We start from the raw sequence: 26532 nt of genomic DNA, 5'->3' as shown, positions 1-26532 counted from the left end.
GGCCTGAGCGGGGCCGTCTTTCCCTCGTTCACAGCTCGCGCGTGTTGGGTTGCGAGCCTGGTCTCGGTGATCCGGGGAGCGTGCCTACCGCCCAAGCGAACCCGACGCTAGCGCACCAGCCCAGGGTGTCGCCACCCTCTGTGCGGCAGGCGCACTCTCTAATGCCGATGCTGGACGAAAAGCGTTTGCGAGCCGCGCTGCGGCAGTGCGGACGGCGAACGTCGACACCCGGCGCGGACCGGATGACGCTCAGAGAGTTGCGGAGGCGTTCGGCCGAACTGCTGCCCCGGCTGGCCGAGCAGTTGGCCGCGGGCACGTGGCGGCCGGGTCCGGTGCGGGAGGTGTCGTTCCCGACCTACACCGGCAAGCCGATGACAGTGTGCGTGCCCACGATGATCGACCGGCTGGTTCACCGCGCGCTGCGCAACGCCCTCGAACCGATTCTGGAGACGCAGGTGCTGGCCGATTGGGTGTCCGGTTACCGGCCTCGCCGCAACCGCGTGACCGCGCTGCGCCATGCTGCGGCTTACGTCGAGGCCGGATTCCGTGTCGTTGCCGACGTGGACGTGGCCTCGGTGTCCGAAGGCCCGACGGTCGAGCAGGTCGTCGACTGGTGTGCGCGGCACATTCAGGACGGTGCCTTCCTCGACCGTATGCGCACCGCGCTGGCCGCGATGCCATACCCGATCGCGCCGGGTTCCGGGCTCGCGCCGCTGCTGATCAACCTGCGCCTGTCCCGCCCCGACGGCCTGCTAAGTGGGCTGCGGGTAGTTCGGTTCGCCGACAACTACGCGGCCTTCGCCGTCGACAAGACCCAAGCCAACGAGGCCAACACGCTCATCTCCGAGGCTCTCGGCCGCTTCGGCATGCGTCCCAACGAGTTTAAGAGCCGGGTGCGTCCACGCGCCAACGTCGAAGACCTGTTTCTGATCGGGGGATGATCATCATGCGCATCGAGTGGGTCGAGATGCCCGGAGGGACCTGCCGGTTCGGCGACGATGCCCGGCCGGTCATGGTCGACGCGTTGCTGTGGACACGCACTCCGATCACCTATGCCCAGCTGCGCGGTGAGCGCGGTGGCGAACGCGGGCTGCACCCGGTCACCGGGATGACCCACGCCGCAGCCGCCGAGATCGCCCATGCCTTGGGTGGTCGGCTGCCGACCTCGGCGGAGTGGGAGTGGATGGCGGGCGGAGCCGTTCGACGGCGCTGGCCGTGGGGCGACCAGGACTGGACACCCGAGTTGGCGAACCTGCGCGAGCGCGGCCTCCACACGACCAGCCCGGTCGACGCCCATCTCGACGGGGCGACCCCGGAGGGGTTGTTGGACGTGGCGGGCAACGTGTGGGAATGGACCGCCCGCGTCACGATGGGTGGCAGTGTCACGCTGCGCGGCGGCTCCTACGCCTCGCCCGCGCTGTACGCACGCACCACCTTCCTCAATGCCGCGCCAGCCGAGCTGGCCTCTCCGGGGATCGGCATGCGGGTGGTGCGCCTGCCATGACTCCCACCAGGAGGCTCGATCCCGACCAGGGGCTGATCGTCGTCTCCTGCAGCCGGAGGAAGCTGGTCACCACGACCCCGGTCCCCGCGCTGCAGCTGTACCGGGGCGCGCTCATGCCCCGCCTGCGCGGCCACCTCGCTCCGGAGCACCGGGCGCGGGTGCGCATCCTGTCCGCTGAACACGGCGTGCTCCACCCCGACGACCTCGTGGGCACCTACGAGCGCAAGCTGCGCACCCGCGGCGAAGCACAGGCGCTCCAGGCTCGCGTGTCCGAGCGCCTCACCACAGACCTGCGGGCCGAGGCGTTGCGGCACGTGCTGGTGGTGCTGGAGCCGCTGTACCTGGCCGCCGCCACGTGCCTGTTCGACCACGCGCCGCCGCTGACCGTGACGTTGCTGCTCAACCCCGTCGACTGGACCGGGACGAGCGCGGTGTTGTCCGGGTGGGGCTGGCTGTGACCACGTCCGAGTTCGCGCCCGGCGCGCTGCCGCTGCGGGAGGAGTTGCTGCGGCACGGCAACAATCACGTTTGCAGCACACGCGGCTGGGAGGCCCTCGCCGACGGACACGGCTGGCACCAGCCCACTCCGTCGGATTGCTGGCTGGCCCCCGCGCGCCGCGTCTCAGTGGTCATCCCCGCCCACCAGGTCGGCTACTGCCTGCCGACCGTGCTCGACGCCCTGAACGCCCAACACCACCAGTACGAGTTCGAGGTCGTCGTCGTCGACGACGCCAGCACCGACGACACCGCCTACGTCGCTGCTCGGCACGAGGTGGTCGACCGGTTGGTGCGGCTGCCACAGCGGATGGGCGCGGCCACCGCCCGCAACGTCGGCACCGTCGTCGCCACAGGGCAGACCGTGCTCTACCTCGACGGCGACATGGTGATCCCGCCGCACGTGATCACCGACGTCGCCGCACGCGCCACCGACACCAGCGTGCTGGTCGGCTTCCGCCACAACGTGCGCCACGAGGTCCACTTCCAGGACTCGGCCATCCTGGGCCGCATCCCGAACCTCGCCGCCGACCACCGGGTCGTGTGGCGGCCACCGCCGAACATCCTGCTGCCCTACAGCGGGATCACACTGCCCGAGCCGCTGGACGGGCGCCCGCTCGACGACACCCACGACTTCGTCGACCTCGGGTACGGGCAGTCCTACTACGACTGGGACCTGCCCCGCATGGTCGTCACCGCCCTGGTCGCGGTGCCGCGCGCCGCTGTGCTCGACGTCGGGGGCTTCGACCCGGAGTTCGGCCGCATCGGGTGGGGCATGGAGGACACCTACCTCGGCGCGTGCCTGATCGCCGCCGGGCTCCTGGTCATCCCCCTGCGCCAGGCCGTCGGGTTCCACCTCGACCCACCGGATGCCGCCGAGCAGTGGCAGCAAAAGCTCGCCAGCTGGCCACGCACCCTGGCCCGCTACCGCGACCTGCTGGAGCGGTCCGCGCCGCGAGGCCGCACCCAGGACTTCATCGCATCCATGTCCGAATTGCTCACCCATTGCGAGGTATTCCCATGACCACGACAACCGCGACCACCGGCCGCGCGTCGGCACGCCGGATAGTCGGCTGCGGCGCCCGCGGCGGGACCGGTGCCGTCTACGACCCGCTCACCGGCCTGACCCACCGGACCGACCAGCCGCTCTCCACCGGACGCATCGCCCTGGCCCACGAAGGCATCGCCTCCCTTCCGGAAGTCCACCCCGCTGAGCTGGGCGACGTGACTCCGGTCAGCGTGTGCTGGTCGCCCATCGTGCGCTGCAACCTGGCCTGCCCACACTGCCTGGACGACAAATCCGTCCCGGAACTCGGCCGCAGCGAGCGCGCCGAGGTCGCCGCCAGGATCGCCTCTTCCGGTGTACTCGGCGTGGACGTCTCCGGCGGCGAACCGCTGCTCATCCGCAACCTGCCCACCCTGCTCGACGCGCTGGTCGACGGCGGCTGCGCGGTCAGCGTCACCACCAACGGCACCCACCTGCCCCGCCGCGCCGAAGCACTCGCCCGCCGGATCGACGCGATCCGGGTCAGCCTCGACGGCCCCGACCCCGAGCACCACGACCACTGGCGCGGCGAGGGCAGCTTCGCCGCAGCCGTCTCCGGAATCCGCGCCGCCATCGCCCACGGCATCCCGACCCAGATCCAGACCGTGCTCATGCGCTCCACCGCCAGCGGACTACCCGCGCTGGTCGAACTGGCCGACCGGCTCGGCGTCCACGGCCTGACCGTCCTGCAATACCTGCCCTTCGGCGAAGGCGCCCCGCTCGCCATCACCGAACAGGTCTCCGACGAGGACGCCCGCCACCTGGTCGCCGCGCTCGGCGCAGCACCGATCCCGGTGCGGCTTCGCACCCGCGCCGACGCCGCCGGGTTCACCGTGGTGCGCGCCGACGGGCAGGTCTGGCGCAACACCCCGGACACCACCGGCATCGCCGCCCTGCGCCCGCTGACCGGATCGGTCAGCCTGGCCGTGACCGGACGGGACGGTTCGGCATGACCCGCACCGCACAGCGCGTGTTCGAGCACCAGCGCATCTGGCGGGTCACCCCCGACGCCCTGCGCCAAGCCTGCCTGCTGCTGTTCGCCGCCATCAGCCGCGACCACCCGGAGGTCGACCACGTCATCGGCATCGCCAACGGCGGCGTCGCCCCCGCCCGCATTCTCGCCGGCCGCCTCGGCGTGAAATCCAGGAGCGTGAAGGCCCGGCACAACGCCGACGACGGCGTCTACCGTCAGGCCACGGGCAAGGTCGCCGTCGACTTTGACGCCTTTCGTCGCGGTCTCGGCCGTAAGAAGCTCGGTGGCACCGTCCTCGTGGTCGACGACATCTGCGGCAGCGGCGCCACCCTGTACAAACTTCGCAACGTCCTAATCCCGGTCCTCGCCCCGGACGCCCGCGTGATCACCGCGACGCTGTGCCTGAACACCGGGGCAGAGACCTGCCCGGACTACTCGGTGTGGACCGTGTCGGACTGGGTGAGCTTTCCCTGGGAGAAGCGCCCCGACCAGCCGACCGTTGACATGCCCATCCCGGAGCGGGCAACGAGCCATGCCTGATGCCAGCAAGGCGCTGACCGTCGCGTTCGTCCTGGCCTCCTACACCAGCGACGCCCCGGCCGGGATGGAACGCGCCACCGCCGCCCTCGCTGAGGGTCTGCGCCAACTCGGGCACCGCGCTTTGATCATCACCGCGATCGAACCCGACCCAATCGAGCACGGTATCGACGAGGACCTGGTCGTGCTCGGCTCGGTTGGGGTCACCTTCCCCGCCGACGACGGCGAACTGCGCGAGGCGATCAGCACCCACGGCCAGGATGAGATCATCGCCGCCGACCTGGGCGCCCTCTACCGTCATCACCGCGTCGACACCGCCGTTTACGTCGATGCTCTGTGGGGGCTCGGGCGCCTTGCCCCGGCCTGTCCCGGCGTCCGAACAGTGCTGGCGATGCACGTTGTCGGCCACGATCAGGACCTCGTGCCGGCACTGGAGCGCGCCGATGTGGTGTTCACGCCGTCAACCACGGTTCTCGGCCAAGCCCATGACCGGAGCTATGACAGCACCTGCTGGCGAGTCGTGCCCAACGCGCTGCTCGTCGACCACGGCGCGCCGGATGCCCGCCAGCGCGAGGCGTTGCGGCAGGGCGGACCGGTGCGGGTGCTGGCCCGGCTCGGTCCCGAGAAGAACGTCCGCGCCCTGCTCGACGCCGGCCGCCTCGTCGACCGCGGCATCGAGGTCGTCCTCGCCCAGGCCGGCTTCGAGCACGCTGCCGGCGCACAGGCGGCCGAGTACCGTCGCTGCGCCCACTCTGCCGCCCACCTGCTGATGGGCAGCATCCGCGACGGCGGCCTGCCGTGGGATCAGGTCCAGTCATGGCTGGCCGACGCCGCCGTGGTCATCGTGCCCTCGCTGAAGGAGACCTTCGGGCTGATCGCCCTGGAGGCCATGAGCACGGGCACCCCGGTGGTCGCCTTCGACGTGGACAACCTGCCCGCCCTCATCGGCACCGGGGAGGAAGCGGGCGGGATCGTGGTGCCCCGCGCCCGCGGCGAGTTCGGGCTGTGGGATGCGGCCGAAGTCCTCCTCGACGATCCGGTACGCTACGCAGCGCTATCACGGGCTGCGTACTACCGCTCGCGGGACTATCTGCCCACCACAGTCGCCCATGACTTCCTCAAGGCGGTGCGGTGATGAACGATGTCCCTCTTCTGCTGGTCGACGGCCACAACCTGCTCTGGCGCGGAGCCTTCGGCTTCCCGGCCGCGATCCATTCTCGCGACAAGACCCGCGACCTGACTGCTGAGTTCGCCTTCTTCGCGCTACTGCGGGTAGCCATTCGCGAAGAGTTCGCCGCACCGCCCGAGGTGATCGTGGTGTTCGACGGCCAGCACGGCGCGGCCGAACGCCAAGCCACCAACAGCGACTACAAGGCCAACCGCGTCCTCGACGAAGCCGCGCTCAAACCCATCCGCGCCATCCCGCACGTTCAGGAAGCGCTGACCGCCTACGAGCTGGCGTGGATCGAGGTCGACACGGCCGAAGCCGACGATGTGATCGCCACCCTCGTCACCCACGTCCGCCGCGACGACCCCGAGCGCCGGGTGTGGATCATGTCCGGTGACCGCGACTTCTACCAGCTCGTCGACGACCACGTCCGGGTGCTCAACACCGCCATGAAGCGAGGCCGCCGCCACATCGAGCCCGACACCGTGTTCGACCGATACCAGGTCCAACCGACTCAGTGGGCGGACTTCCGGGCCCTCACCGGCGACCCGGCCGACAACATCCCTGGCGTGCGGGGCATCGGGACAGGCACGGCGGCCAAGCTCCTGGCTGGCAGCCTTACGCTCGAACAGCTCGCCGACGCCGGGCGGCTCACCGGCACCAAGGGCAAGGCCATCGTCGAAGCCTGGGACCAGGTCCTCGGCTGGCGCGACCTGATCAGGATGCGCACCGACCTCGACCTGCCCCTGCTCCCCGCCGGCCGCAGCAGCCGGGCGCTGCCCACGCCCGCCGAGGTCATCGACAAGCTCGGGCTGTGGTGACGCCCGTGACCGCGACCGCGTTCATCCCGCCCGCCTCGGTCCTGACCGTGATGGCCCACCCCGACGACGCCGAACTCTGGGCAGGCGGCACGCTCGCCCTCTGCGCCGCCGCCGGAGCCGACGTCACCATCGCCGTCCCACTCCACCCCGAGCCCCGAGCCAGCGAGGCCGTCGCCGGGGCCGCCGTACTCGGCGCCGGGCTCCACGAGATCAACGAGCCCACCGCGGCAGCCGTACGCGAACGGCTGCTGGACACCCGCCCCGAAGTCGTCCTGACCCACCCCCTGCGCGATGTGCACCCCGACCACCGACGCATCGCCGAAGCCGTGCTGGAGGCACTTCCCGAGGTCGTCATCGCCACAGGATGCCCTCGGCGGGTCTACACCACCGACACCTACAACAGCCTCACCCTCGACGGTCCCGTCCACGCCCACACCACCGTCGACATCACCTCTACGTGGGCCAGCAAACAACGCGCCCTAGCGGCGCACGCCTCCCAGCCCATCGCCGAGCACTTCGGGCCGATGGCCGAAACCCTCGGCCGGTTGTGGGGCGCACGGGTCGGCGTCGCCTTCGCGGAAAACTTCGTCCCGCTTCCCATTCTCGGACGCCTGCCCACCGCAGTGACCCTCTGACACCGCAGAGGTCTTCGTAACATCGGCCGAGAAACCGGCGGACCGGATACCGCCCCCTGCGGACCCGGGACACCTTGCGTTCGTATGCAGCCGGAAGATCGAACCGGAGCGGGGTGTCCGACGGTCGGAACTGCCCACTGAAGAGGCCACCGCCGTGCCGGTGGCCTCTGACCAGGACGGTGGCCTGCCGCGCCGTGGGTGCTGCGCGGGGACCTTAATCTATGACCTGGATTGGGACGTGGACGCCTGGAAGCTGTACGGCCACTGCACACCCGAGCGCACCATCCCGAACCCGCCACCAGCACACGGTTCCTGAATCGGCCAGTCCGTTTGAACGCTGCCTGAGACGAGGACAACGCCACCACCCGCGCCATCCACTGCCACTCCACGCAGCCGGTGGATCAAATCCGTCGTTCGTCCAGCCGGTTGATCACCTCGTTCACCGGATCCCGACCTCCTCCCGGTGAGGGCGGTGAACGCCGCGCCTGGGTAGCGACCCACTGATCCCGGCGGTCCCGCTGGTCGACGGTCAATCCGGCAGGTTCCGGCCCGTCACCCGGCAACGGGTGGTACGGATCCTCCAGATCGCCGGGCGGATCTTCCCACCACCCAGCACGCCGCCACCGCGGCCTCGGCCGCTTGCTCATGCCTCATGCACTTCACGACCGTACCCCGACCCCACCCCCACCGGCTACCTGACCACGACCGCGTGACCCACCACCACGCAGCGTCCTCAACGGACTCCTGGTAGCGCGGAGAACGGCCCGATGGGACAGAACGATCGTTTGTGCCCCACTTCGGTTGATCGACTGGCTGCGTGACCCCGAATGACACTGACCACCCGAAGTGGGACGTTACTCGTGTGCGAAATGTATTTGTCGTCATTGACCCCTGTGGTCGTTTGCAGTAGGTCCGAATGGAGGGGTGGCGCCAACATTTACTCCGGCCTCAAAAGGCCGACCACGACCACGGCCGTTCGATCTCGCCTCGCAGGCACGCCACCCGATGTTGTACCTCTTCGGAGGCTCTCGGGTCGATCGCGGCTTTGCCAAGGACGAAGGCGGTCCACCGTAGTTCTCTAATCGTCGCCAGCGTGCGGTAGCCAGGCCAAGCGGTAAGGTCATACCCGCCGTATGCGTCCACGAAAGCTTGGTAATCCGAGTCCGCGATTCGGGCGAAGTCGGTGTAGTCAACCGCCAGCGAGACCAAGTCCCACTCCTGAGGTCCGATCCCGACATGGTCTAGATCCAGCAACACGGGAGCGCCACCGGCCCTGGGGACAACAATGTTGCCCTGCCAAGCATCGCCGTGGATGACGCACCGAGACAGTCCCGGGACCATCGCCAGGTACTCCCTGTGCAGCCGTTTCACGAGGTCTCGAAGCCAGGCTCGGTCATCCTCCGGCAAGGCGGTACCGCGGTCGATTGTCTCGCGTAGCCCTTCGAAAGGGTCGACAGCGGGGAACGAAGGCGACTCTGGTACGTCCAGCGCGTGCAGGCGTCTCAGGACCGCACCCAGTTCGGCTGGCGTGGCATGGCGGTGATCCGGAAGCTGCACCCACCAAGTGACGGGCCGATCGCCAACGATCGTGCGCTGATCGATGGCGTCGATTGCACGCACGACGGGAATGCCGGCGTCAGCCAGCCAACGCGACGCCTGGATTTGACGGGCAGCTACAAGCTGTGAGCCTGGAGGGCCCACACGAGCCACAACGCCATCGGTTACCTCGTAGATGACGTTCGTGCCGTCACGGATCAAGATCGCTCCCGCGGTCGGTACGCCAACCTTCCTGCCCGCTACCGTCAGCGCGTCAAGCGGGTCTACCGACGGGACCATGTCTGTGTCGGCGTCTACATCAGACATGGTCGATACCGGACGCCACGAGTTCCGAGAACTCGGCCACTTCGGATATCGCACGATGCCGTTCGCAAGCCCGCACCAGCTTGGCGAGTTCCTCGTCCATCCGCTTTGAGTGCAACATCGTGGCGTCATCGACGGCTTGCCGTCCGAGGAGGACGGCTTCACGCGGATCCCCGACTGCCATGTGCAAGGTAGCCAAGCGCGCCCTAGAGAACGCGCGCGAGCGAGGATAGGCGTCGCTATGGAGTCGAACCGCAGAGACAAGTCGCTCAGCGGCATCCCCCGGCTGCTTTTCCGCGACGGCGAGCGGAGTAAGTGCCCGCGCGCTGCTGCCCGCATGTTCGGCTTCGTCGTAGTAGACCAGCCAGGGCGGGTCGGTCTCCGGTTCCCGTTGGGAGAAGTACGCATCCGCGCGGTCCACTTCGGCTCGCGACTCGTTGTGGCGACCCAGCATCGCCAGCAATCGGGCCCGGACCACGCCGATCATGGCTCGCGCGGTGGCGGTCAGCCGGTCAGCTCGGACCTGGGCGAACTCGATCAAGGACAATGCGTCGTCCAGGTTGCCGAGATAGATGGCCTGCCGTGCCATGTCTGCGAGGGTCGCGGCACGCAGTTCCCACGAGCCGCTCTGCTCGGCGCACCACAGACTGAAGCGAAAGCATCGAGCCGCTGCGTCGTGGTTTCCGACGTCGAAAGCCGAGAATGCCACCACTCCCGCGAGGTTCCCAACGGCCTCGAACATATCCGCCGCGACGGCGGTACTGGCTCGGGCACTCAACAGCCGGCCAGCCCATCGCAGGTGCGCGGCTCCCGCTTCACCGGCCATGCCCCCGCCATAGAGATTCTCGCTGGCGGCCAACGTGCTCGTCATTAGCTTGACCTGCTCGACCTCAGCCGATCCGATCCGCCGCGGTGGCTTCACGGTCAAGGTGAGGGACTCGAGGAACTCAGCGGGCACCAATCCCATGTCGAGGCTTCCGGCGGGTTCATACGCGGCGGTGAGCGCAGAGGCGGGCGAACTCGACGCTGGCGAGGATCGTCTCCAGGTCGTTTGCCCTGGGACCGACTGTGGCAGGTCCTGTCGGCCGTGAGTCGGGCCCTGTCCGAGCAACACGTGCAGTTCGTCGAGGGAAACACCCAACGCCGCTGCAATTCGAGGGCGCCGCCACGGTTGAGGCGTCAGAGCACCGCGTTCCCACCGCCCGACGGTGGAGAACTCCACACCCACAGCCGCAGCGAGCCCTTCCTGGGTGAAACCCATCGCTTCACGTCGGGCCGCGAACGCCTCGCGTTTGTCACCCACGCCGCTCACCTCGCTAGCCTGCCTCAGCCCCCGGCCTGGCTGCTGAATGGTCACACCGCATGGCTGCCGGTGCAGCATACGGTCAGAGGTCTTGTTCGATGCGCTCAAAGATGTCGATGTCCGTGGCCTTCTGCCAGTCGGGCAGGTTGTTCCAGTCAGCGACGTATGACGGTTTCGGATCGGGGAAGTGCTTGTAGATCTGGCCTATCCAGCACAGTGCGACGAAGCGGCCTTTCTGGTCCGGGGTGAGCTTCGCGGTGGCACCGTCGGTGGCCTTGATGAAGTCCAGGACCTGGTCATACACGGCTGTCGCGGCGTCGCGTTCCCAGTCCGGGGTCTCCTCCCACGGGGCGATGTAGCCAGGCTTCGGCTCGCCGGGGTAGTGCTTGGTCACCCCGGCGATCCACGCCTCGCGGAACACGCGGCCACGGTCGTTCTGCATTCTGTTGTCCTCCATCATGCGGCGCGATTGCCGGCGAGTTCTGTGATCTCGGCGTCGAGTCGCTGGATCTGCTGGTCGGTGAGCAAAGGAGCCAGGTTCGGCTGTAGACCGCGCAGCTTGCGTGCGATGACTCCGGAACCGGTCTGGCGGGCAGTGGCGAGGGCGGCGTCGACGTAGGTTGCGACCTGGTCAGGATCGCGCCGATGCACTCCGATCATCGCCAGGTCGGTGAGAACACCGGCTTTCCGGCGGGCTGTGAGGTCGCTTTCCAGCGCGTCGGTCAGAGCGGCTTCGGCGAGGTCGTAGCGGCCCAGGTTGACGTAGCAGGTGCCGCGTTCCTCGGCTAGCCGGGAGCCGTCGAACCGGAGCCAGCCACCGTTGTGGACCGGGCCCTGCAGGTGCTGGACCTCCGCGGCCATGTCGAGTGCGCGCTGGCAGGCATCCAGGTCACCGAGACCGGCGAAGGACTCTGCCTGCACGGCGGCGATCCACTGCCGGGTTGAGAGGGCGGGATCGCCTCGGCGGGCCAGGTCGGCGGCCAGTTCGAGCAACGGTACGGCCTCGGCGAACCGGCGCTCGTATACGGCGATGAAGGCATGTCTGGTCAGCGCGCAAGCCCACAGGTCAGAAGCGGCGGCCTCCCTACCCGCTGTCGCCGCCAGCGCGTAGCAATGGGCGGCGTCGGTGTACCGGTCGCCGTCGAAGAAGATCTCCCCAACCAGCTGATACAGGTCGGCGGTTAGTTCGCAAAGCCGCCGCCGAATGGCCGGTGTCTGCGGTCGGCGTAGAGAGTCGGTGAGCACGTCGAGTTGGGCCCGTGCCAGCGGCAGTACCTGCGCCTTTGTCGGCGACAGGACGAACACGCGCCACAGGTGGGAGTTGAGTTGAGCGAACTCCGCTGTCCCAATCGTGTCCACCATGCCGGTGTGAGCCGCCCCAGCGAGCCGGTCGACATCGCCGAGAGCCGCTTCGTCAGCAGGCAGCCCGAGCAGCGCGCCCGTCATGCTGAACAAGCGCAGCAGGTCTCGACGGTTCATGTCGTCGGCCTCCGCAGGGTCGGGTGGTACAGCGGCAACGGTAGAAGTCTGCCGGGGTGGCGTGAGCAACGCACCCAACTCGTCGAGGCTCACATCGAGTGCCTTGGCGATACGGTGGCGGCGGTACGGCTGCGGGGTCAGGTCGCCTCGTTCCCAGCGTCCGACGGTGGAGAACTCCACCCCCACTGCCGCCCCGAAGCTCTCCTGGGTGTAGCCCATCTGCTCACGCCGCGTGGCGAATGCGTCTCGCCGGTTACCCATGAACACCACCTCGCCGGTTGGTTACCCGCCACGATAACCAGCCTCCGGTCAAGGCCAATCACCCGCTCCGCGAGCTGTACCCGTTCGGACTACCACCTCAGAGAAGTCATATGCGCAGGTCAGACTTGGTGCCGCCCCATTGCCGCCTCATGGTCGCCCCATCGACGCTCTGGCTGTCGTTGATCAGCCAGCGTTGACTGGCCTAGCCATAGTCCGCGGTATCCGCTTCGACGCACCCGGGTCGAAACCGTTTGCCGAGACATGTTGGTAAGGGGTGAGTGGTCAGAGCGGGTGGGGATCACAAGCCGCTACACCCCGGGTGATTCGTGAGCCCCTCGTGAGCCCTCCTGCTGCGGTCCACATCGCGACTCCATGAGAGCCAATCACACCCAGTATTTAACGAGAGGATGACCATGGGGCCCCACCCGGCGAACTCGACCCGAGTCGCGGTGAGCGACCTCGCTCAGGGACGCTATTGCATCGGCGACGGCAGCTTCTCGTTTGCCGCGGCGCACCGCCTCGTCACTCTGCCCGACGCCGAGAACAAGGCCGCGCGACCCCACGGTCACACCTTCACCGTCGAGGTCCAGCTCGCCGACACCGAACTGCGGGCACCCGGTTTCGTGGCGGACTACGCCGAACTCGCCCCCGTCGGTGAGTACCTCAAGCGCGAACTAGACCATCGCGACCTCAACGATCTGTTCACGTTCGACACCACCACCGACGCGCTCGCCCACCACATCACCGCGTGGTTCCTGGCCAACATGCCCCCGGAGCGGGGGAGGCAGCTTCAGGCCGTCGACGTCGGCCTCGGCGCAGCCACGGGGGCACGCCAGCATGTCGATGACGAGTCGTTCACCTTCGAGGCGGCCCATCACCTGGAGGGCCTGCCTGACGGGCACAAGTGCGGCTGGCATCACGGCCACTCTTACCGTGTGGACCTCCGGCTGGACCCGCAGACGCACCCCGGCCGCCGCGCCAGGCTCCACGCCCTGCTCGCCGAATACCTCGACCGGCACCTCGACCACCGTGACCTGAATGCCGTGCTCCCGTTCCAGCCGACATCAGAACTGCTTGCCGAGCACCTGTACGCCTGGACCCTCAGCCAGGCCAATGCACAAGAGACCGCCGCAGTCCAGGCGGTTCGCGTCTGGGAGTCGCCGCGCCGATGGGCCGAGTTCACCCAGGACGAGCGGAGCGGCCGATGACGGTCACGCTGGCCACCGACGAACTGTTCGTCGCGGAGAAGTTCGGCCCGACCGTGCAGGGCGAAGGCCCGTCGATCGGGCGCCGTGCGGTGTTCATCCGGTTGATGAACTGCAACCTGACCTGCAGGAACTGCGACACCCCCTACACCTGGGACAGCGCCCGTTTCGACCTGGACGCCGAAGGCACAGTCGCTTCGATCAGCGATCTGCTGGCCTGGGCGACAGTGCAGCCGGTCGATCTCGTGGTGATCACAGGCGGCGAGCCGCTGATGCAGCAGCGCCGCCTCATCGCACTCGTGCAGGGGCTCGCAGACGCCGGGCTGCAGGTGGAGATCGAGACCAACGGCACGATCGCCCCCGCAGCGGACCTGCTCGCATCTGTCACCCGGTTCAACGTGTCGCCGAAGCTGTCGAGCTTCGGCGCCGGGATGCCATCCTCGAAGCGGATTAAGGGCCGGGTGCTCGGCGACTTCGCGGCCAGCGGCCGGGCCGTGTTCAAGTTCGTCGTCTCCAGCACTGCCGACCTCGATGAAGTCACCGGACTCGTCGCCGACCACGATTTGGCACCGGTGTACGTGATGCCCGAAGGCCGAACCGCCGAGGAGATCACGAGGCGGCTGGCCGAGATCGCCGACCCGGCCATCGAGCGGGGCTTCCACCTAACCACGCGGCTGCATGTGCTCACCTGGGGAGACCAGCGTGGCCGCTGACCTTGCCGCAAGCCAGCCCGACCCGCAGCCGTTTGAGACCACCAGCGGTGATGATCACCGTCGAAGGGAACAGGGGCACCGGGAAACCACGACTGCCACCGCGCTGGGCGAGCGGCTGACCGCCGCCGGATTCTCGACCTGCGCCGTGCACTACAAGCCCTGCCACGGCGTCAGGCCGTACTTAAATCCGACTTCGACATCACCCTCTCCGTCGATCGCGAGGACAGGATGACCACGCCCACCTCGCCAGCCCTTGGGCCGCTTGTCGCGGTGTACGGCCTCGTTGGCAACGATGAACGCCTCCTGGCCGTCCACGACCAGGACGTCACCTCCCACCGCCTGCCGGGCGGCCTCGTGCTGGCTGGTGAAGCCGCCGAGAGTGCGCTGCGGCGCATCCTGCGGGAGCAGGTCAACGCCGAGGTCGCACACCTGGACTTCTACGCCGTGGTCGAACGCCGAAGGAGCCGCGGCGGCAGGGAGAACGCGGTCTACGAACTGGCGCTGCTGTTCGACGTGACCCTCATCGACCCCATGCCGTCCCGGCTGGTCGCGGCGAAGCGCACTGGGTAGCCGAAAGTGAACTCGGCCACCTCAAGCTGGGCCCCGCGGGGCTTGCAGACAGGTTGCGAACCGCAGCTCTAACCCGGCGAGCACCCGTGGTGGCCAGCCCAGCCCTGACAACACCCTCCAAGCTCTTTCGATCGATTGCCACCTAGGAACCTGACGGTGGTAGCCCCGGGTACTCGTCGGAAGTAAGAGGAGGCTCGGTCCGGGCTGGTTCACGAGGGCCCAGAAGAGTTGCTATCAGCACGGAGGGGCTCAACATGCGGCTGGGCGGTTGCGAGAGGGTGTAGACGTCCAACTGAGCGGCGGCAACGGCGCGTCGATCGGTGGCCGCCCAGGCAATACGGTCGAGGAAGCGCTGCTGCAGCCGGGCGGTTGGACCGGGGCGCGGTCCGATGGTGCTGGGGTATCGAAGGTCCTGCCGAGAAGCCATTTTCCAGGCGATATCGGCCACCTCGGCGATGGTCTGTTGGATGCGGTGGGTGGCTCGGGTCGTGCCATGCCGCTGCAGACCGGCATCGAGGGCGAGGGCACCGCGAGCAGCGATGGCCATGCCGTGCCCGTAGATGGGATTGACGGTGCAGGCGGCATCCCCGAGGACGACGAACCCGTTCGGCCAGGCGGCGAGGCTGTGAAAGTGCCGGCGGCGGTTACCGGGGATGCGGAAGCCGCGAGGTTCGGTTAACGGCTGGGCGCGGTCGATAAGGTCGGCGATGATGGGGTGGCGCAGGCTGCGCGCGTAGGCGCCGAACCTGTTCGCGTCGGTGGGTGGCCGGTGGTCGTGGGTGCCGACAAGAGTGACGATCCATTGCCGGTTCTCGATGGGCACCAGGACTCCAGCTTTGACGTAGTCGGTGCGGGCCGGGTCGGACATAATGTTGATCTCGGGGAAGTCGCTGACGGTTCCGGCAGGCTGCTGGTAGATGCGGGTGCTGTAGAAGACCTGGGGGTCGATATGTTCCTCAGCCGGTGTGGGTAGGCCGAGTGCGGTCAACCAGACGCTAGCGTCGGATCCTTGGCCGGTGGCGTCGACCACGAAGTCAGCGTCGAGTTCCTCGATTCGTCCGGTCTGTCGGTCGCGGATCCGCACGCCAGTGATCTGCTCCGGGTCGCCACATAGACCGATGGCGTCAGTGGCGTGGCGAACGGTGATGCTGGGTTGCGCCAAGACGCGCTTTCGTATGACCCAGTCCAGGAGATTGCGGCTGCAGCCGATGATGAATTGCATCTCCTCGAAGCGGCCGAGCCAGCCGCGGGAGAGCAGCACGAGCAGCCGATTGGGCGCACCGATGTACTGAGCGCCATGGTCGAGCAAGGCGCGGGTGCTTCCAGGAAGGAGTTGATCGAGTGCGCGGGCACCGCCGGAAACGAGCACGTGGGTGTGGTGGGCTTGAGGGGTGCCCTTTCGGTGGGTGGGTCCTTCGGGCAGGCGGTCGCGCTCGATGATGGTGACCTCGTCGGTGTGGCGTGCGAGGACCGCAGCAGCCAGGGTGCCAGCCAGCCCGCCTCCGAGGACAACCGCGCGCAGGGACTTTCCGGTGGGCATGGGAGTGTCCTTTCCGGAAGGGAGATGTGGAACGTTTAGTGGGGATGGGTCTGCGCAGACTGAGGAACACGGGAGGCTGCGTGAACCACTTCGTCAGTCAGGAGGCTGGTAAAGGTCTCGGCGATGAGCACAAGTCGTCGACGTTCGCCCGCGAAGGCGTGCCCCGCGTCGCGAGGATGGTCTAGGTTGACGGGGCCCGAAAGGCCGGTGCGGAGATCGGTCGCAGTGGTCAGTAGCGCGGCTTTGATGTTGGCGGCTTCGTCCAGCGCCGCGGTCTGCTGCTCGTCAAGACCGGCTTGACGTGCGTGGTGACGAGCGGTGGCGGAAACGGCGACGTCGCGGGCCGGGAGCTGGTGGAGCCAATCGTTGATCTCGATGATCCGCCAGAACAGTCGTGATCGGGGGCTGAGGCGGTTCGCCAGTGAGTGGTGGGTGTGGACCATCTCCGGCTCGATGGGGCGCAGCGCCTGCCACAGGGGTGTGAGAGCGCGGTAGTCATGCAGGTCGGAGCTGACGTGAACGACGCGTTCCCACAGCGACGACAGGCTTGGCCCCCACGCGGCGATGCTGTTGCCGACGATCACCAGCGGCACGCCGAGGATGGCGACCGTGGGCGCGATCAGGGTGCTCCAAAGGCCCAACTCGGCGCCGAACCAGCTGCCAACGACGGCGACGAGGGTGATGACGCCGTAAACGACAGGGAACAAGATCCCCACGGCGGTCAGGCGCAGCCCTCGTCGCAGCCAGGGGCGATCAGTGGTGTCCGGGTGGTGGGACCAACGCCAGCAAAGACGAACAACGTTGGCCAGGCCAAGGACATAGGCCAGGAAGTGCAGGACCAGTAATTCGGCGAGGTAGGGCGCGCGAGCGTAGGCTGCGGCGAAGTCGTGATGGTGTTCGGCTGGTCGTTCGCCGAGGAAGAACAGAATGTTGATCGCGGCCACGATGCCGGTGTAGGTCAGCACCAGCCATCGCGAGATCTGCCACGCCGCAGCGGCCGAGTGAAGCCAGTAGACGAGCATGATCTGGATCGAGCACACGAATCCCAGGGCGAAGCAGTAGCCCAGCAGCACCGACAGGCTGTGGATGCCGACGACTCGGTCGAGGGCCATGCCGATGGCGGGAGCGCCTAGCAGCACCGAGGGCGCGGCGAACAGGCAAGAGAAGCATACGGTGCGTATCGCCGGTCTGCGGTCGGCAGGCGCATGGCGCAGAGCCCAGAACTTGTACAGGCCCAGCATCGCGATACCCAGCGCCGCAGGAAGGAAAATCAGGTCAGCCATGGTGGCCTCGCGGGGTGTATCCGAGGGTGTACCAGGCCCTGGTCGCCAGGTCGTCGCGGCCGGGCTCGAAGGGGCGGACCTCCTGCCGCTGCGCCCAGTCGATCAATCCCTGGGTCAGCGCGCCTGCGACCTGGTCGGCCTCGCGCTCCTCGTCCCGCGAGAGCGTGGTACGTCCGGCCAGCACTCGCAACATGTCCGGGGACAGGTCGGGATAGAAGAGGGCATTGGCCTCGCCGGTGCTCAGTTGCATCGGTTGATGACCGCAGAGCATGTGTGCGATCTCGTGCAGCAGGATCAGCAGACGGTGAACCCAGCTGCGGGCGGTGGTCACGATGACGACGTGGACATCGTCGTCCGTGACCGCCCAGAGGCCGCTGAGCCCGGCGCCCAGATCGTCGAACCGTAGTCGAATCTCCCGTTGTTGCCGTTGGGCAACGACCTCGCATAGCCGCAGACAGACGGTCTCGGTCGTCGCCGAGGAGTCCAGGTTCAGCTCGCGGATCAGGTCGTCGCGCAGAGCCCGCAGGTGCCGGGGTTTCATGGTGTCACCACCCTTCGAGCCCTGGTTGCCTCGCCACATCGAGATCGCGGGCATCAGTCGGTCGTTTCATCGCGAGGCACCTTGACCTGTGGCCCAGCGGGACCGTCGGATGGGTCGGAAGCGGACCGGTCCAGCAGCTGCCGCAGTGCTTCGTGCTCCACCTCGGGGCGCAACGCCCGCACCAGCGCAAGTACCGCTTTGTTGCGCACCTCTGCCGACGGGGAAGCGGCCGTGGCGCGTAGGATCACTTCGTTGACTCCCAGGCGCTCCAACGTCTGATGAGTCTCCAACTGCTCCTCCACGCGGGCGGCCAACTCCTCGTCGAAGAAGTACGCAGGCTCGGCGCCGAAGGCCACCGCGAGTGCGATCACGTGCTTGAGCTTGGGATTCGGATTCTTACCGCTGCGCAGATCACGGACCGTGTTCGGTGCGATCGTCCATCCGTTGTCGCCCAGCTCCTCGGCTTTGCGGCGCACGGCTGACGCCACGGCCTCCGACGTCATCTCACCCTGGCCGGGCGGATGCACCAGGGAGAACAGGCGATTGAGCTTGACGGCGAACGGGCGACCGGGCAGGTCCGGCGTTCGGCTGCGACGGCCTCCCACGAAGACGGCGGGGTGCACGTTCAATGCCTCGGCTAAGGCCAGGACGGTCGCCAGGGTCGGCTCGCGCTGCCCCTTACGCAGTTGGGCGACGTAGCTGTGCGTAACCCCGATGGCCTGTCCCAGCTCAACGTTGGAGTACGGGCGCGCCTTCCCGGGCTGGCTGGTCGAGCACAGCAGGTTCAGAACGGCCGCGAACGACGGCCACCTGCTGTCGTTCATCAGCCCACCTCCGCCCTCATGGCCTTGTACTGTTTTGAGGAAGCTAACCCAATCGGGCTCATTGCGGTTGAAGAGTTGCTACCTACAGCCTAAAGTCCATAACACGTCACTTCAACCGCCCTGAAGAGTGACACGGGAACATCAGGCTTCCAGTACAAGGGCTAGCAGGCGTCCGGTGGCAGAGGTTCGGGGGGATCGCGATGACTACAGCACCGACAGCGCAGACCTCGGGTCGGCCACGCGAGGCATTGCCCCGGCAGTGCTCCTCGTGCGGCCAACCTCGGGGAAGCTGGGGCAGGGACAGGCTGACCGGTCTGCTCGACCGGTGGGGCTGGGACATTCACGTCCCGCGTGCGCTCGAGGACGCCCGGCGTCGGCAGCGTCCAGTCAGCCTGCTCGTCCTGGATCTTGACCGCTTCAAGCGCGTCAACGACGAGTACGGCCATCCGGCCGGCGACGCCGTCCTATGGGCGACCGCGCACGTGTTGCGGACCGCCGTGCGCGGCTCCGACCTGGTCGGTCGCCTCGGCGGCGACGAGTTCGTTGTCCTGGTTCCTGGTGCAGACACCGAGCAGGCCCTCGGGGTTGCCCGGCGCATCAGCGCGGGCATCGCCGCGATCGTCGTTGACGCCCCTGTCGCCTCCGGCGGCACCACTGCCATCCGCAGTTTTACCGTGTCCATCGGCGTCGCCGTGCACGCGGCCACCGACCCCACCAGCATCGAGACGCTGCTACTGGAGGCCGACACGGCCCTGCGCCATGCCAAGCACGCGGGGCGCAACACCACGTGCATCGGCGCGGAAGTACTCGAGCCCGCCGACGAACGATCCGGTGAGCGCGACCACCAACCCGCGCCGGTCCGCCGCGACGGCAACCCTGCCCTCGAGACGTCGTCAACGACGACCGACAGGACCGCCCTTGTGCAGGAGCCTGCCTACTGGCACGGCTTGTACGAGGTGCTTCAACTGCTCAAAGGCGAGTGGGTGCCAGCAATCCTCGCCACGCTGATCAACGGCCCCCGACACTTCACCGAGATCCTGTCCACTATCCACGACACGACCATCGGTCAACCTGATTCCGGCCGGTGGCTGCACGACAGCATTCTGGGTCGCACACTGCGGCGCATGGAGGACAAGGACCTGGTCACTCGACACGAGGAACCCAACCGGTTCCCCAAATCGACCGTGTACGAACTGACTCCTCTGGCCTCAGTACTACTGACCACTCTCGCTCCCGCGGTGCGCTGTGTCAGCACCCGAAACCGTCAGGAGGGCGAACTGTCGGACAGGGCGACGACCTGCTGTGGTGACAGTCTGCCACTGCGCGCAGCCGTCTGAAGTCGGCAGAGGGGGTCCCTGTGATCCGACAGCGGGCGACGGTGGTGAAGTAGTGCGTCACCTGAATTCTCCCGCCCTCTGCTGTCCGCGTTCGGAGAGGGTTTCGGCGATCTGTCGCAGCCGCTCGCGCGTCGCGGCAGCCGAGCAGGCAGCCCGCTCCACCTCCTTCAACATCGCGCGGTAGCTGGAGGTTTCCGGGTGATGCAGGACGATGCTGCTGCGAAGGAGTTCCGAGTGAACGACGGGCGGGTCTCGCCTGAACTGGATCAGCGTCCACGCCGAGCCGAGCGCACCGACCGGCACACCCGCACGCACCATCCTGATCCCGAGTCCGCGCTCCGGCGCGGCGATGAGGTGTGCGAGTTGGTCACGCAGGGCAGCGACGCCGCCGAACGGCGTTCGAAGTGCGAGTTCGTGGATGTAGGCGGTGTATTCCACCTGACTCAGGCCGCGTTGCTTCTCCTGGCAGGCATTCCATCGGCGTTCGATCTCGTCGTCCGTCGCCCCGCTTGCGCGCCACCAGCCGCGGGCGTATCGGTAGGTCAGCAACAGTTCGGGAACGACCGCTATCGACCAGTCCGTCACCACTCGGGCGTCTGTGCCGTAACCCGCGACCAGCAGGGAGTCCGGTAGCACTTCAGGTAGCGTCCGTTGCCACCAGCATGCCCTGTTGTCTGTGTGCGCGTCCTCGTACAACTCGCGACGCTGCCGCAGGGGTACTTTGTAGACGGTCAACAGCGTCGCCATGTCCTCCCGACTGATGTGCCGGCGACCGTTCTCGATTCTGCTCAGGGTAGACAAGGACATCTGAGTTTGCTCCGCGACCTGCTCGAGCGTAAGCGTCGTCTGCGACAACCGGATCGCTCGCAGGACCGCTCCCACCGCCCGATTGCGGGCGTGCGGCGGCTTATGCTGTCCCGACATCGCGACCGTCTGCCCTCTCGGCCCTGCTTGTTCGGGAATAGGGGTGACGAGGTGTCACGCGCGAATGCTGCATGTCTGCGTCGGTCCTCTCCGATCGCCGTCCTGCGCCGATCGCCCGATCGGTGGGACGCAGGCTTTACATCTGGTCGATGTTCGGGTTGGCGTCGAGCGGAGTGACCGGTGCGTCTGGATGGCCTGGGGCGGGAACGGCGAGCAGAGCGGAGACGACCGCCGCGAGAGTCGCATCGCAACGCCAGACAGGGGCACCCTCGCCGTTGACGCGCTCGCCGTGTGCATTGTTTCGACTGTGGACGAGCAGGGTGTCGACGGAGTCCTCAGGCCAGAGCCGATAGAGGATGAGGACTGGTCCAGGAAGGCGGTGCCAGCCCGTCATATCGAGGTTGGCGAGTTCAGGTAGTTCGTCAAGGTCGACTGCGGCTGCCATGGTCATAAGATGGTCTTTCTGAACCGGGTGAGAGTGGAACCGTCTGCCCGGGAAGGGGGACCGGCAGGTTCCCGGGCAGACGGGGCTTGGTGGGCCGCCGAGTGGCGGTTAGGGGATCGCGGCCCCAAAGAGGGGCTAGAGGTGCGCGAGCAGGTCGGACAATCCACACGCCCGAACCGTCAGCTGGCGTAGATCACGCAGGCGGGGCGTTGGGCCTGGTTGGCCGGCGTCCCCGCTCGCGACTCGGCGTCCTTCTTGTTGTCTTCACCACCATGATCCCTCCTCCCGTGCACTGCGCGCTGGCCCGGCTGGGCCGAGGCTCGGCACCACCCCTCACGGGGGTGCCCGAATTAGACCGGCGCTCGGCGACCACGGCCAGAGCGGGCATGGGGCGCTCATACGGCGTCAACGCGGCGGCATCCCAGTTGACCAGGCATCGAAGGCAGTTTCGATCACACGTCCGGGCGGTGCCGGCCCGCAGGTCTTGACATGGATCAAAGCCAGTCGCGTCACATCATCGACGGGCCGGAACCAGTACAGTGCGTCCGCCAGAAGGCGTGCAGCTATTCCCAGGACACGTTGTGCAGTTCCAGCGAGGTCGCCCGCTGTTCCACAAGATGTTTTGAAGGGTCACCTACGTCCACCGAGTGGTCGAGTACAGCTGCCTCTACAGCATTCGCCTGCACATCCCCAGCGAGTGCGCGCTGTGGGAAGGCGTCGTCGGCGGCTGACCCGGGTACAGCGGCCGACGCGCGAAGTGGCCTGTGGGTCAGAACAGGGTGGGTTCGGGTTCGTCGTGCGTGGTGGCCGCTGTGGTGGGGTCCGACGTCACCAGCGGCGCGGTGGGGGTCAGGTGGAGGTGGACGGCGAGTCCGGAGTGGTCGGTGAGCCGGTCACCCTCCGGGGTGTTCTCCCTGGTGGTGTGGAGGTAGTGGCAGCCGGTGAGGTGTGCGGTCAGGGCCGGTGAGCCGTGGGCGTGGTCATACCGATAGCCGAGGTCGGGACGGCGGGCCCAGCTGTGCTCGACGCGGTCGGGGTGCAGGTGGCGGAACAGGTCGACCAGGCCGTGTCGGCGGGTGAGGTCGGTGTAGAAGGCGTACTCGAAGGACGCGAACTGGCCGCGGTGGGCGGGCCGGTGGTCGGGTTCGAGGACGTTGAGGTCACCGAGCAACAGCACCGGGGTGTCGTCGCCGGTGGCGTCCAGGGCGGTGTGGAAGCCCTCGATCCAGGTCTTCTTGCGTTCGGTCTTGACCAGCGAGGCGTCGCGGGAGGGCACGTAGGCGCCGATGACCCGCACAGGGCCCTCGAGGGTGTCGACGACGATCCCGGCGGCGCGGGCGGGCAGGTAGTCCAGGGCCGTGCCGATCGGGTCGAGGCGGGCGCGGAGCCTGGAGACGATCATGACGCCGAGTTCGCCGGGGGCGTGGTCGGGAAAGGTCACCGAGTACCCGGCCGCGGTGAACGAGGCCGCCAGCAGCCGGCTGCCCGCGGTGGCCTTGGTCTCGGTGAGCACAAGGACCTCCTCGCCGCGTTCGGCGAGCCAGCGCAGTTGCCGGCGGGCGCGGTCGAGGGAAGGGGCGCCGACGTTGACGGTGATCAGGCTCAGCGGCATACCGGGGTCTCCTCCAGGACGCGGTGGATCCGGGTGACGATCGTGGCAGCGATGGTCTCAGCCGGCTCGGTGGTACGGAGGCACGGCGTCCAGCATCGGAGACGACCGCGGCGACGCCGCCGAACTGCTCACCGCCCTGCTGGCCTGCCCACCCTAACTCCTCGACCTGAGCCTGAATCAGTTGCACATCCTCGCCGTCGTCCGCACCACCGGCACCGCCCAACGCGCCGCCCGCGTGCTTGGCCGCAAACAGTCCGGCGCGAGGATCGGCGTCGGGTGCAGCTGCATCCCACCAACTCCGGTCTCACGACGCACGACTGCGCAGACCGCAGCTGCGTTCCGGCTGCTATCCAACATCCGTTACATACCATATCGGCTACAAGCGTCTCCGAGTGTAACGGCTGGTCGTGCTGGCCCGACGTGGTTGGCGACGTGATTACGGTCCGCAACCTTGCCGCCTGTGATCACCTGGCGGCCGTTCTGGTGAAGGTCGTCCGGTCGAGTAGCGGTGCTTCTGGGAGGAATGCCAGGTTGGACGAGATGGCTACCGGTGCGGAGTCCGCAGGTGCAGAGGGTCGCCCTGCTGCGACGCGAACTCAGCACGCCATTCGGTTGTTAGTTCTGCTCGATGGATGCGGTACGCCGACCGTGGATGGAGATCCGCCCGGAACGGTCAAGTCGGTCCGAAGCGAGTTGCGGCTCCAGGCGATGGACTTCTGGCTGCGAAACCCGGACTACCTCGCCGACGAGCTGGTGTCGATGGTGGAAGCTGGCACGGCCGACGCTGGTCACCTGAACACAGCGCGGTCGCTCTTGGACGATCCAGAGCCTGACCTGCGTTGGTACCCGATGCCGCGCTGGTTCTTCGGCGCCTACGAGCAGCTCGATGACGCGTTCTCCATCCTCGAAACGTACGGCCTCGCCACGTTGCGCCGTACTGGGCAGCCAGGCAAGAAGAGCAAGCGCAACCAGTTCTTCCTGACGCAGGCCGGGGCCGCCGCGGTCGCTGAGCTCGCGAAGGATTCGACTCTGGGCTGGTACGCCAAGCAGGTGAAGCTGGTCGCGTTGGTTGCGGGGGACGGCGGTGGGCAGGCTCTAAAGGACCGGCAATACCGGCAGGCCACCTACGCGGGGACCGAGCTGGGCGTGGCCATCGCGCCGATCGCGCCGCGGGTGCGCGAACGGCTGGACGCGTTGAGCGCCGGCGCATCGGTATCGGCTGCTGGAGAAGCCGGTCAGGAAGGGAACCAGACGTGAGTGCTCTCGGCAAGGAGGTTGTTGAGGTCCTGGCCAGGCGGCGGGCAGGCGGTCCGCTCAGCCTCACTGTCGACGAGGTCGACAAGATCCTCAGCGGGCTCGGTGTCCCGCTCGGCGGCACCAAGGCGGTTCCAGTGCCGCTGCGTGCGACCCGGATGTACTTCGGTGGAACGAAGTGGCTCAAACCGGATCACCCCGATGCCCATGGACACGCGTTGGTCGATGTAGCAGACCTCCCTGAGTGGATCCGACCGGTCGTTGACAAGCGCTCGCCCGCAGCGGTCACGGTGGGAGAGGGTGAGGCACCGGAGCTCGATGAGCAGGCAGGACCAAGGGCGCGGGTCCCATTTCACTTCGAATGGTCGCCCCAGCCCGGTGTCAACGGGATTGGCTCGGGCCGGAACCTACGCGGCAAGTCAACCCTCTTGAACGTTCTCATGTGGTCGCTGACCGGCCGGTGTCCGCAGTTCCAGAACGATGTCCGCAGCTGGATCGAGCACGTCGAAGTCGATTGGAAGGTGGGCGCCGAGCGGCTGCGGGTCGCGTTCGATGCGGTGGACGGGGTGGCCACCGGACAGGTGATCAGGATCATGGAGGTGGACTCGGACGCCAGATTTACGGTCCTCGGGCAGTTCGACGGCGCGGACTTCGAGGGCGTCATGGGCTCGCTGATGATGACTCGGTTGAGGTTGGAGAACATCCCGGTCTGGACGGATACGGCGGCTCGGGTGCACGCGTGGCCCGCGTACTCCAGTTCGTTCGTGGTCCGCGCAAACCAGCTCGATCCGATCGTCGGCAACGAGCAGACCATCGGCCTCCGGATGATGCAGATGTTCATCGGTACGGACTGGGCACCGGTGCAGGCTGCCGCGATGACGGCGCGGCGCGGCATGGATACGGCACGAGACGCCGCGAAAGACAAGGCACAGGCGGCTGGCGAGGCGGTGGAGGCAAGCCGACGCGCGGCGGAGAAGCAGGTCCAGGACCTCCGGACGAAGATCGGGAAGCTGCCCGCCGAGACGCCGGACATGCAGCTCGTGCTCGACGCCGCGACCCGCGCATCTGACCTCGCGCGAGCGGCTCACAAGCTTGAGGCGAAGCTGATCGCGCAGACCTCGCTCGCTGGAACAGCACGCCAACAGCTCAAGGCAGTGAAGGCCCGCCTGCATACCAGCTACGAGGACGCGCTCGCGGCCAGATTCTTCCATCACATGCGTCCGTCGGTGTGCCCACGCTGTGCTGCGCAGGTCACTCCGGAGCGGCAGGCTGCGGAACCGGACAAACACGAGTGTTCGGTGTGCACCAGTGAACTGAATCTAAAGGCCCTTCAGTCCGATGTCATCGTGGCCGCGTCCGTACCGGACGAGTTCGTGGCTGGCCTGGTCGCAAGGACGTCCGTAAGGGACGGCGAGGACCCGGATGCTGAAGAAGGGCCCCTGGACGAAGTTGAAGCGGCGCAGGCCGCCGTGGCCACGGCCGAAGCCGCAGTTGCGGAGCTGACTGCCGAGATCGCGGCGCTGACCACGGAACGGGACGAGGCGGCGGCGCGAGTAGAGGTGGGGAGCGAACGTCTTTCGGCCGCGAGTGAGCATCGTGCGCTCGAACTGGACTTGGCCCGCGCCGAAGGTGCACTGGCGGCGCTGACCCGGTCAAGCGACCCGGCGACGGTTGACCCGGTCGATCCGGTGCACCTCGCCGTTGTGGAAGCAGCCGAGCAGGTGCTGAAGAAGTGGGTGAAGAACGAGCAGGATCCGATGCTGGTCCAGATCTCCGCTGACATCGAACGCCTGACGCAGAGCTTCGGCGCCGACAATCTCAGCGGCTTCTCCCTCAGCGGCGCAGCGAACATGACGCTCCGAGAGAACGGCGTCAAGCAGACCTACTCCGGGCTTACAGCCGGCGAGAAGCTGCGGGTCAAGATCGCGACCGCCATCGCGCTCATTCAGCACGGTTACGTCGAGGGGATCGGTCGCCACCCCGGTTTCCTCGTCCTGGACTCGCCCTCCGCCGAGGAAATGCCGGAGGAGGACCTCGCCACCATGGTCAGGGCGTTGCGGGACGTAGCTGGCGAGGCCGAGATGCAGATCTTCGTCGCCACCCGCAACGCCGCCCCGCTCGTTGATCTACTTCCGCAAGCCAATCGGGTTGTCGCGGAGGGGAACGCCTACGTTTGGTGAGAAGCTGCACGGTAATTGCTGAC

Annotated in this window: 26 protein-coding genes; 15 read left to right on the top strand and 11 right to left on the bottom strand. The window is 67.4% G+C overall.

Going from position 1 to position 26532, the window contains the following annotated elements:
* The first annotated feature begins 167 nt into the window (after positions 1–167).
* The 9 genes from IEY98_RS31165 to IEY98_RS31125 are packed head-to-tail and all read left to right on the top strand — an operon-like array spanning position 168 to position 7178.
* Positions 168–941, top strand: a complete 774-nt coding sequence (locus IEY98_RS31165) for a reverse transcriptase family protein (RefSeq protein ID WP_229787799.1) — start codon at positions 168–170, stop codon at positions 939–941.
* Positions 938–1504, top strand: a complete 567-nt coding sequence (locus tag IEY98_RS31160; protein ID WP_229787797.1) for a formylglycine-generating enzyme family protein — start codon at positions 938–940, stop codon at positions 1502–1504. Before IEY98_RS31165 ends, IEY98_RS31160 begins: the two co-directional genes overlap by 4 nt.
* Positions 1501–1962: a DUF6884 domain-containing protein gene (locus IEY98_RS31155; protein WP_189214272.1), complete on the top strand. Its 462-nt coding sequence runs from the start codon at positions 1501–1503 to the stop codon at positions 1960–1962. Before IEY98_RS31160 ends, IEY98_RS31155 begins: the two co-directional genes overlap by 4 nt.
* Positions 1959–3023 (top strand): glycosyltransferase family 2 protein, encoded by a 1065-nt coding sequence (locus IEY98_RS31150; RefSeq protein WP_229787795.1) that lies wholly within the window; start codon positions 1959–1961, stop codon positions 3021–3023. The genes IEY98_RS31155 and IEY98_RS31150 overlap by 4 nt, the downstream gene beginning before the upstream one ends.
* Positions 3020–3997, top strand: coding sequence for a radical SAM protein (locus tag IEY98_RS31145; RefSeq protein ID WP_189214271.1), 978 nt, complete (start codon positions 3020–3022; stop codon positions 3995–3997). The genes IEY98_RS31150 and IEY98_RS31145 overlap by 4 nt, the downstream gene beginning before the upstream one ends.
* The gene (locus tag IEY98_RS31140; protein WP_189214270.1) at positions 3994–4557 is read left to right on the top strand and encodes a phosphoribosyltransferase; all 564 of its coding nucleotides are present in this window, start codon (positions 3994–3996) and stop codon (positions 4555–4557) included. Before IEY98_RS31145 ends, IEY98_RS31140 begins: the two co-directional genes overlap by 4 nt.
* The gene (locus IEY98_RS31135; RefSeq protein ID WP_189214269.1) at positions 4550–5689 is read left to right on the top strand and encodes a glycosyltransferase family 4 protein; all 1140 of its coding nucleotides are present in this window, start codon (positions 4550–4552) and stop codon (positions 5687–5689) included. The genes IEY98_RS31140 and IEY98_RS31135 overlap by 8 nt, the downstream gene beginning before the upstream one ends.
* Entirely contained in the window at positions 5689–6543 is an 855-nt protein-coding gene (locus IEY98_RS31130; RefSeq protein ID WP_189214268.1) for a 5'-3' exonuclease, read from the top strand. The genes IEY98_RS31135 and IEY98_RS31130 overlap by 1 nt, the downstream gene beginning before the upstream one ends.
* Positions 6544–6548: 5 nt before the next feature.
* A complete protein-coding gene (locus IEY98_RS31125) occupies positions 6549–7178 on the top strand; it encodes a PIG-L deacetylase family protein (RefSeq protein WP_229787793.1) in 630 nt (209 codons plus the stop codon).
* A gap of 948 nt (positions 7179–8126) precedes the next feature.
* Here IEY98_RS31125 and IEY98_RS31120 read toward each other — a convergent pair.
* From IEY98_RS31120 to IEY98_RS31105, 4 genes are read right to left on the bottom strand one after another with little or no spacing between them, the layout of a single operon-like run.
* Positions 8127–9041, bottom strand: coding sequence for a phosphotransferase enzyme family protein (locus tag IEY98_RS31120; RefSeq protein ID WP_229787791.1), 915 nt, complete (start codon positions 9039–9041; stop codon positions 8127–8129).
* Positions 9034–10419 carry a helix-turn-helix domain-containing protein gene (locus IEY98_RS31115; RefSeq protein WP_189214308.1) on the bottom strand — a complete coding sequence of 462 codons (1386 nt, stop codon included), beginning with the start codon at positions 10417–10419 and terminating at the stop codon, positions 9034–9036. The genes IEY98_RS31120 and IEY98_RS31115 overlap by 8 nt, the downstream gene beginning before the upstream one ends.
* Positions 10420–10423: 4 nt before the next feature.
* On the bottom strand, positions 10424–10783 hold the full coding sequence (locus IEY98_RS31110) for a hypothetical protein (RefSeq protein WP_189214267.1): 360 nt from the start codon (positions 10781–10783) through the stop codon (positions 10424–10426).
* A 14-nt stretch (positions 10784–10797) separates the two neighbouring features.
* On the bottom strand, positions 10798–12081 hold the full coding sequence (locus tag IEY98_RS31105; protein WP_189214266.1) for a helix-turn-helix domain-containing protein: 1284 nt from the start codon (positions 12079–12081) through the stop codon (positions 10798–10800).
* 449 nt (positions 12082–12530) lie between these two features.
* On the opposite strand from IEY98_RS31105, the gene IEY98_RS32975 reads away from it, so the two are divergent.
* The 3 genes from IEY98_RS32975 to IEY98_RS31090 all read left to right on the top strand — a co-directional run bounded on the left by IEY98_RS32975 (position 12531) and on the right by IEY98_RS31090 (position 14569).
* On the top strand, positions 12531–13289 hold the full coding sequence (locus IEY98_RS32975) for a 6-carboxytetrahydropterin synthase (RefSeq protein ID WP_229787787.1): 759 nt from the start codon (positions 12531–12533) through the stop codon (positions 13287–13289).
* The gene (locus IEY98_RS31095) at positions 13286–13999 is read left to right on the top strand and encodes a 7-carboxy-7-deazaguanine synthase QueE (RefSeq protein ID WP_189214265.1); all 714 of its coding nucleotides are present in this window, start codon (positions 13286–13288) and stop codon (positions 13997–13999) included. Before IEY98_RS32975 ends, IEY98_RS31095 begins: the two co-directional genes overlap by 4 nt.
* Before the next feature lie 270 nt (positions 14000–14269).
* Positions 14270–14569: an NUDIX domain-containing protein gene (locus IEY98_RS31090; RefSeq protein ID WP_189214264.1), complete on the top strand. Its 300-nt coding sequence runs from the start codon at positions 14270–14272 to the stop codon at positions 14567–14569.
* Between the two features lie 142 nt (positions 14570–14711).
* Here the strand turns inward: IEY98_RS31090 and IEY98_RS31085 are convergent, their stop codons facing one another.
* Genes IEY98_RS31085 through IEY98_RS31070 form a run of 4 tightly spaced genes read right to left on the bottom strand, consistent with a single transcriptional unit; the run spans position 14712 to position 18757 of the window.
* A complete protein-coding gene (locus tag IEY98_RS31085) occupies positions 14712–16109 on the bottom strand; it encodes an FAD-dependent oxidoreductase (protein WP_189214263.1) in 1398 nt (465 codons plus the stop codon).
* A 35-nt stretch (positions 16110–16144) separates the two neighbouring features.
* Entirely contained in the window at positions 16145–17392 is a 1248-nt protein-coding gene (locus IEY98_RS31080; protein WP_189214262.1) for an MAB_1171c family putative transporter, read from the bottom strand.
* Entirely contained in the window at positions 17385–17987 is a 603-nt protein-coding gene (locus IEY98_RS31075; RefSeq protein ID WP_189214261.1) for a hypothetical protein, read from the bottom strand. Before IEY98_RS31075 ends, IEY98_RS31080 begins: the two co-directional genes overlap by 8 nt.
* Entirely contained in the window at positions 17987–18757 is a 771-nt protein-coding gene (locus IEY98_RS31070) for a helix-turn-helix domain-containing protein (RefSeq protein WP_189214260.1), read from the bottom strand. The genes IEY98_RS31075 and IEY98_RS31070 overlap by 1 nt, the downstream gene beginning before the upstream one ends.
* Positions 18758–18957: 200 nt before the next feature.
* On the opposite strand from IEY98_RS31070, the gene IEY98_RS31065 reads away from it, so the two are divergent.
* Positions 18958–20094: a diguanylate cyclase gene (locus tag IEY98_RS31065; protein ID WP_189214259.1), complete on the top strand. Its 1137-nt coding sequence runs from the start codon at positions 18958–18960 to the stop codon at positions 20092–20094.
* Positions 20095–20151: 57 nt separating this feature from the next.
* Here IEY98_RS31065 and IEY98_RS31060 read toward each other — a convergent pair whose 3' ends face one another.
* The 3 genes from IEY98_RS31060 to IEY98_RS31050 form a co-directional block, all read right to left on the bottom strand.
* Positions 20152–20976 (bottom strand): helix-turn-helix domain-containing protein, encoded by an 825-nt coding sequence (locus IEY98_RS31060; RefSeq protein ID WP_189214258.1) that lies wholly within the window; start codon positions 20974–20976, stop codon positions 20152–20154.
* 178 nt (positions 20977–21154) lie between these two features.
* Positions 21155–21469: a hypothetical protein gene (locus IEY98_RS31055; RefSeq protein WP_189214257.1), complete on the bottom strand. Its 315-nt coding sequence runs from the start codon at positions 21467–21469 to the stop codon at positions 21155–21157.
* A 763-nt stretch (positions 21470–22232) separates the two neighbouring features.
* Positions 22233–23075, bottom strand: coding sequence for an endonuclease/exonuclease/phosphatase family protein (locus IEY98_RS31050; RefSeq protein ID WP_189214256.1), 843 nt, complete (start codon positions 23073–23075; stop codon positions 22233–22235).
* Positions 23076–23783: 708 nt separating this feature from the next.
* Here IEY98_RS31050 and IEY98_RS31045 point away from each other — a divergent pair.
* Both IEY98_RS31045 and IEY98_RS31040 read left to right on the top strand, forming a co-directional pair.
* On the top strand, positions 23784–24332 hold the full coding sequence (locus tag IEY98_RS31045; protein ID WP_189214255.1) for a hypothetical protein: 549 nt from the start codon (positions 23784–23786) through the stop codon (positions 24330–24332).
* On the top strand, positions 24329–26509 hold the full coding sequence (locus IEY98_RS31040; RefSeq protein WP_189214254.1) for an ATP-binding protein: 2181 nt from the start codon (positions 24329–24331) through the stop codon (positions 26507–26509). The genes IEY98_RS31045 and IEY98_RS31040 overlap by 4 nt, the downstream gene beginning before the upstream one ends.
* Positions 26510–26532 lie beyond the last annotated feature (23 nt).

It is taken from the genome of Actinokineospora fastidiosa (assembly GCF_014648415.1).
Lineage (GTDB): Bacteria > Actinomycetota > Actinomycetes > Mycobacteriales > Pseudonocardiaceae > Actinokineospora > Actinokineospora fastidiosa.
The sequence above is the reverse complement of the archived record's forward strand: the minus strand, read 5'-3'. Positions and strand labels throughout refer to the sequence as shown.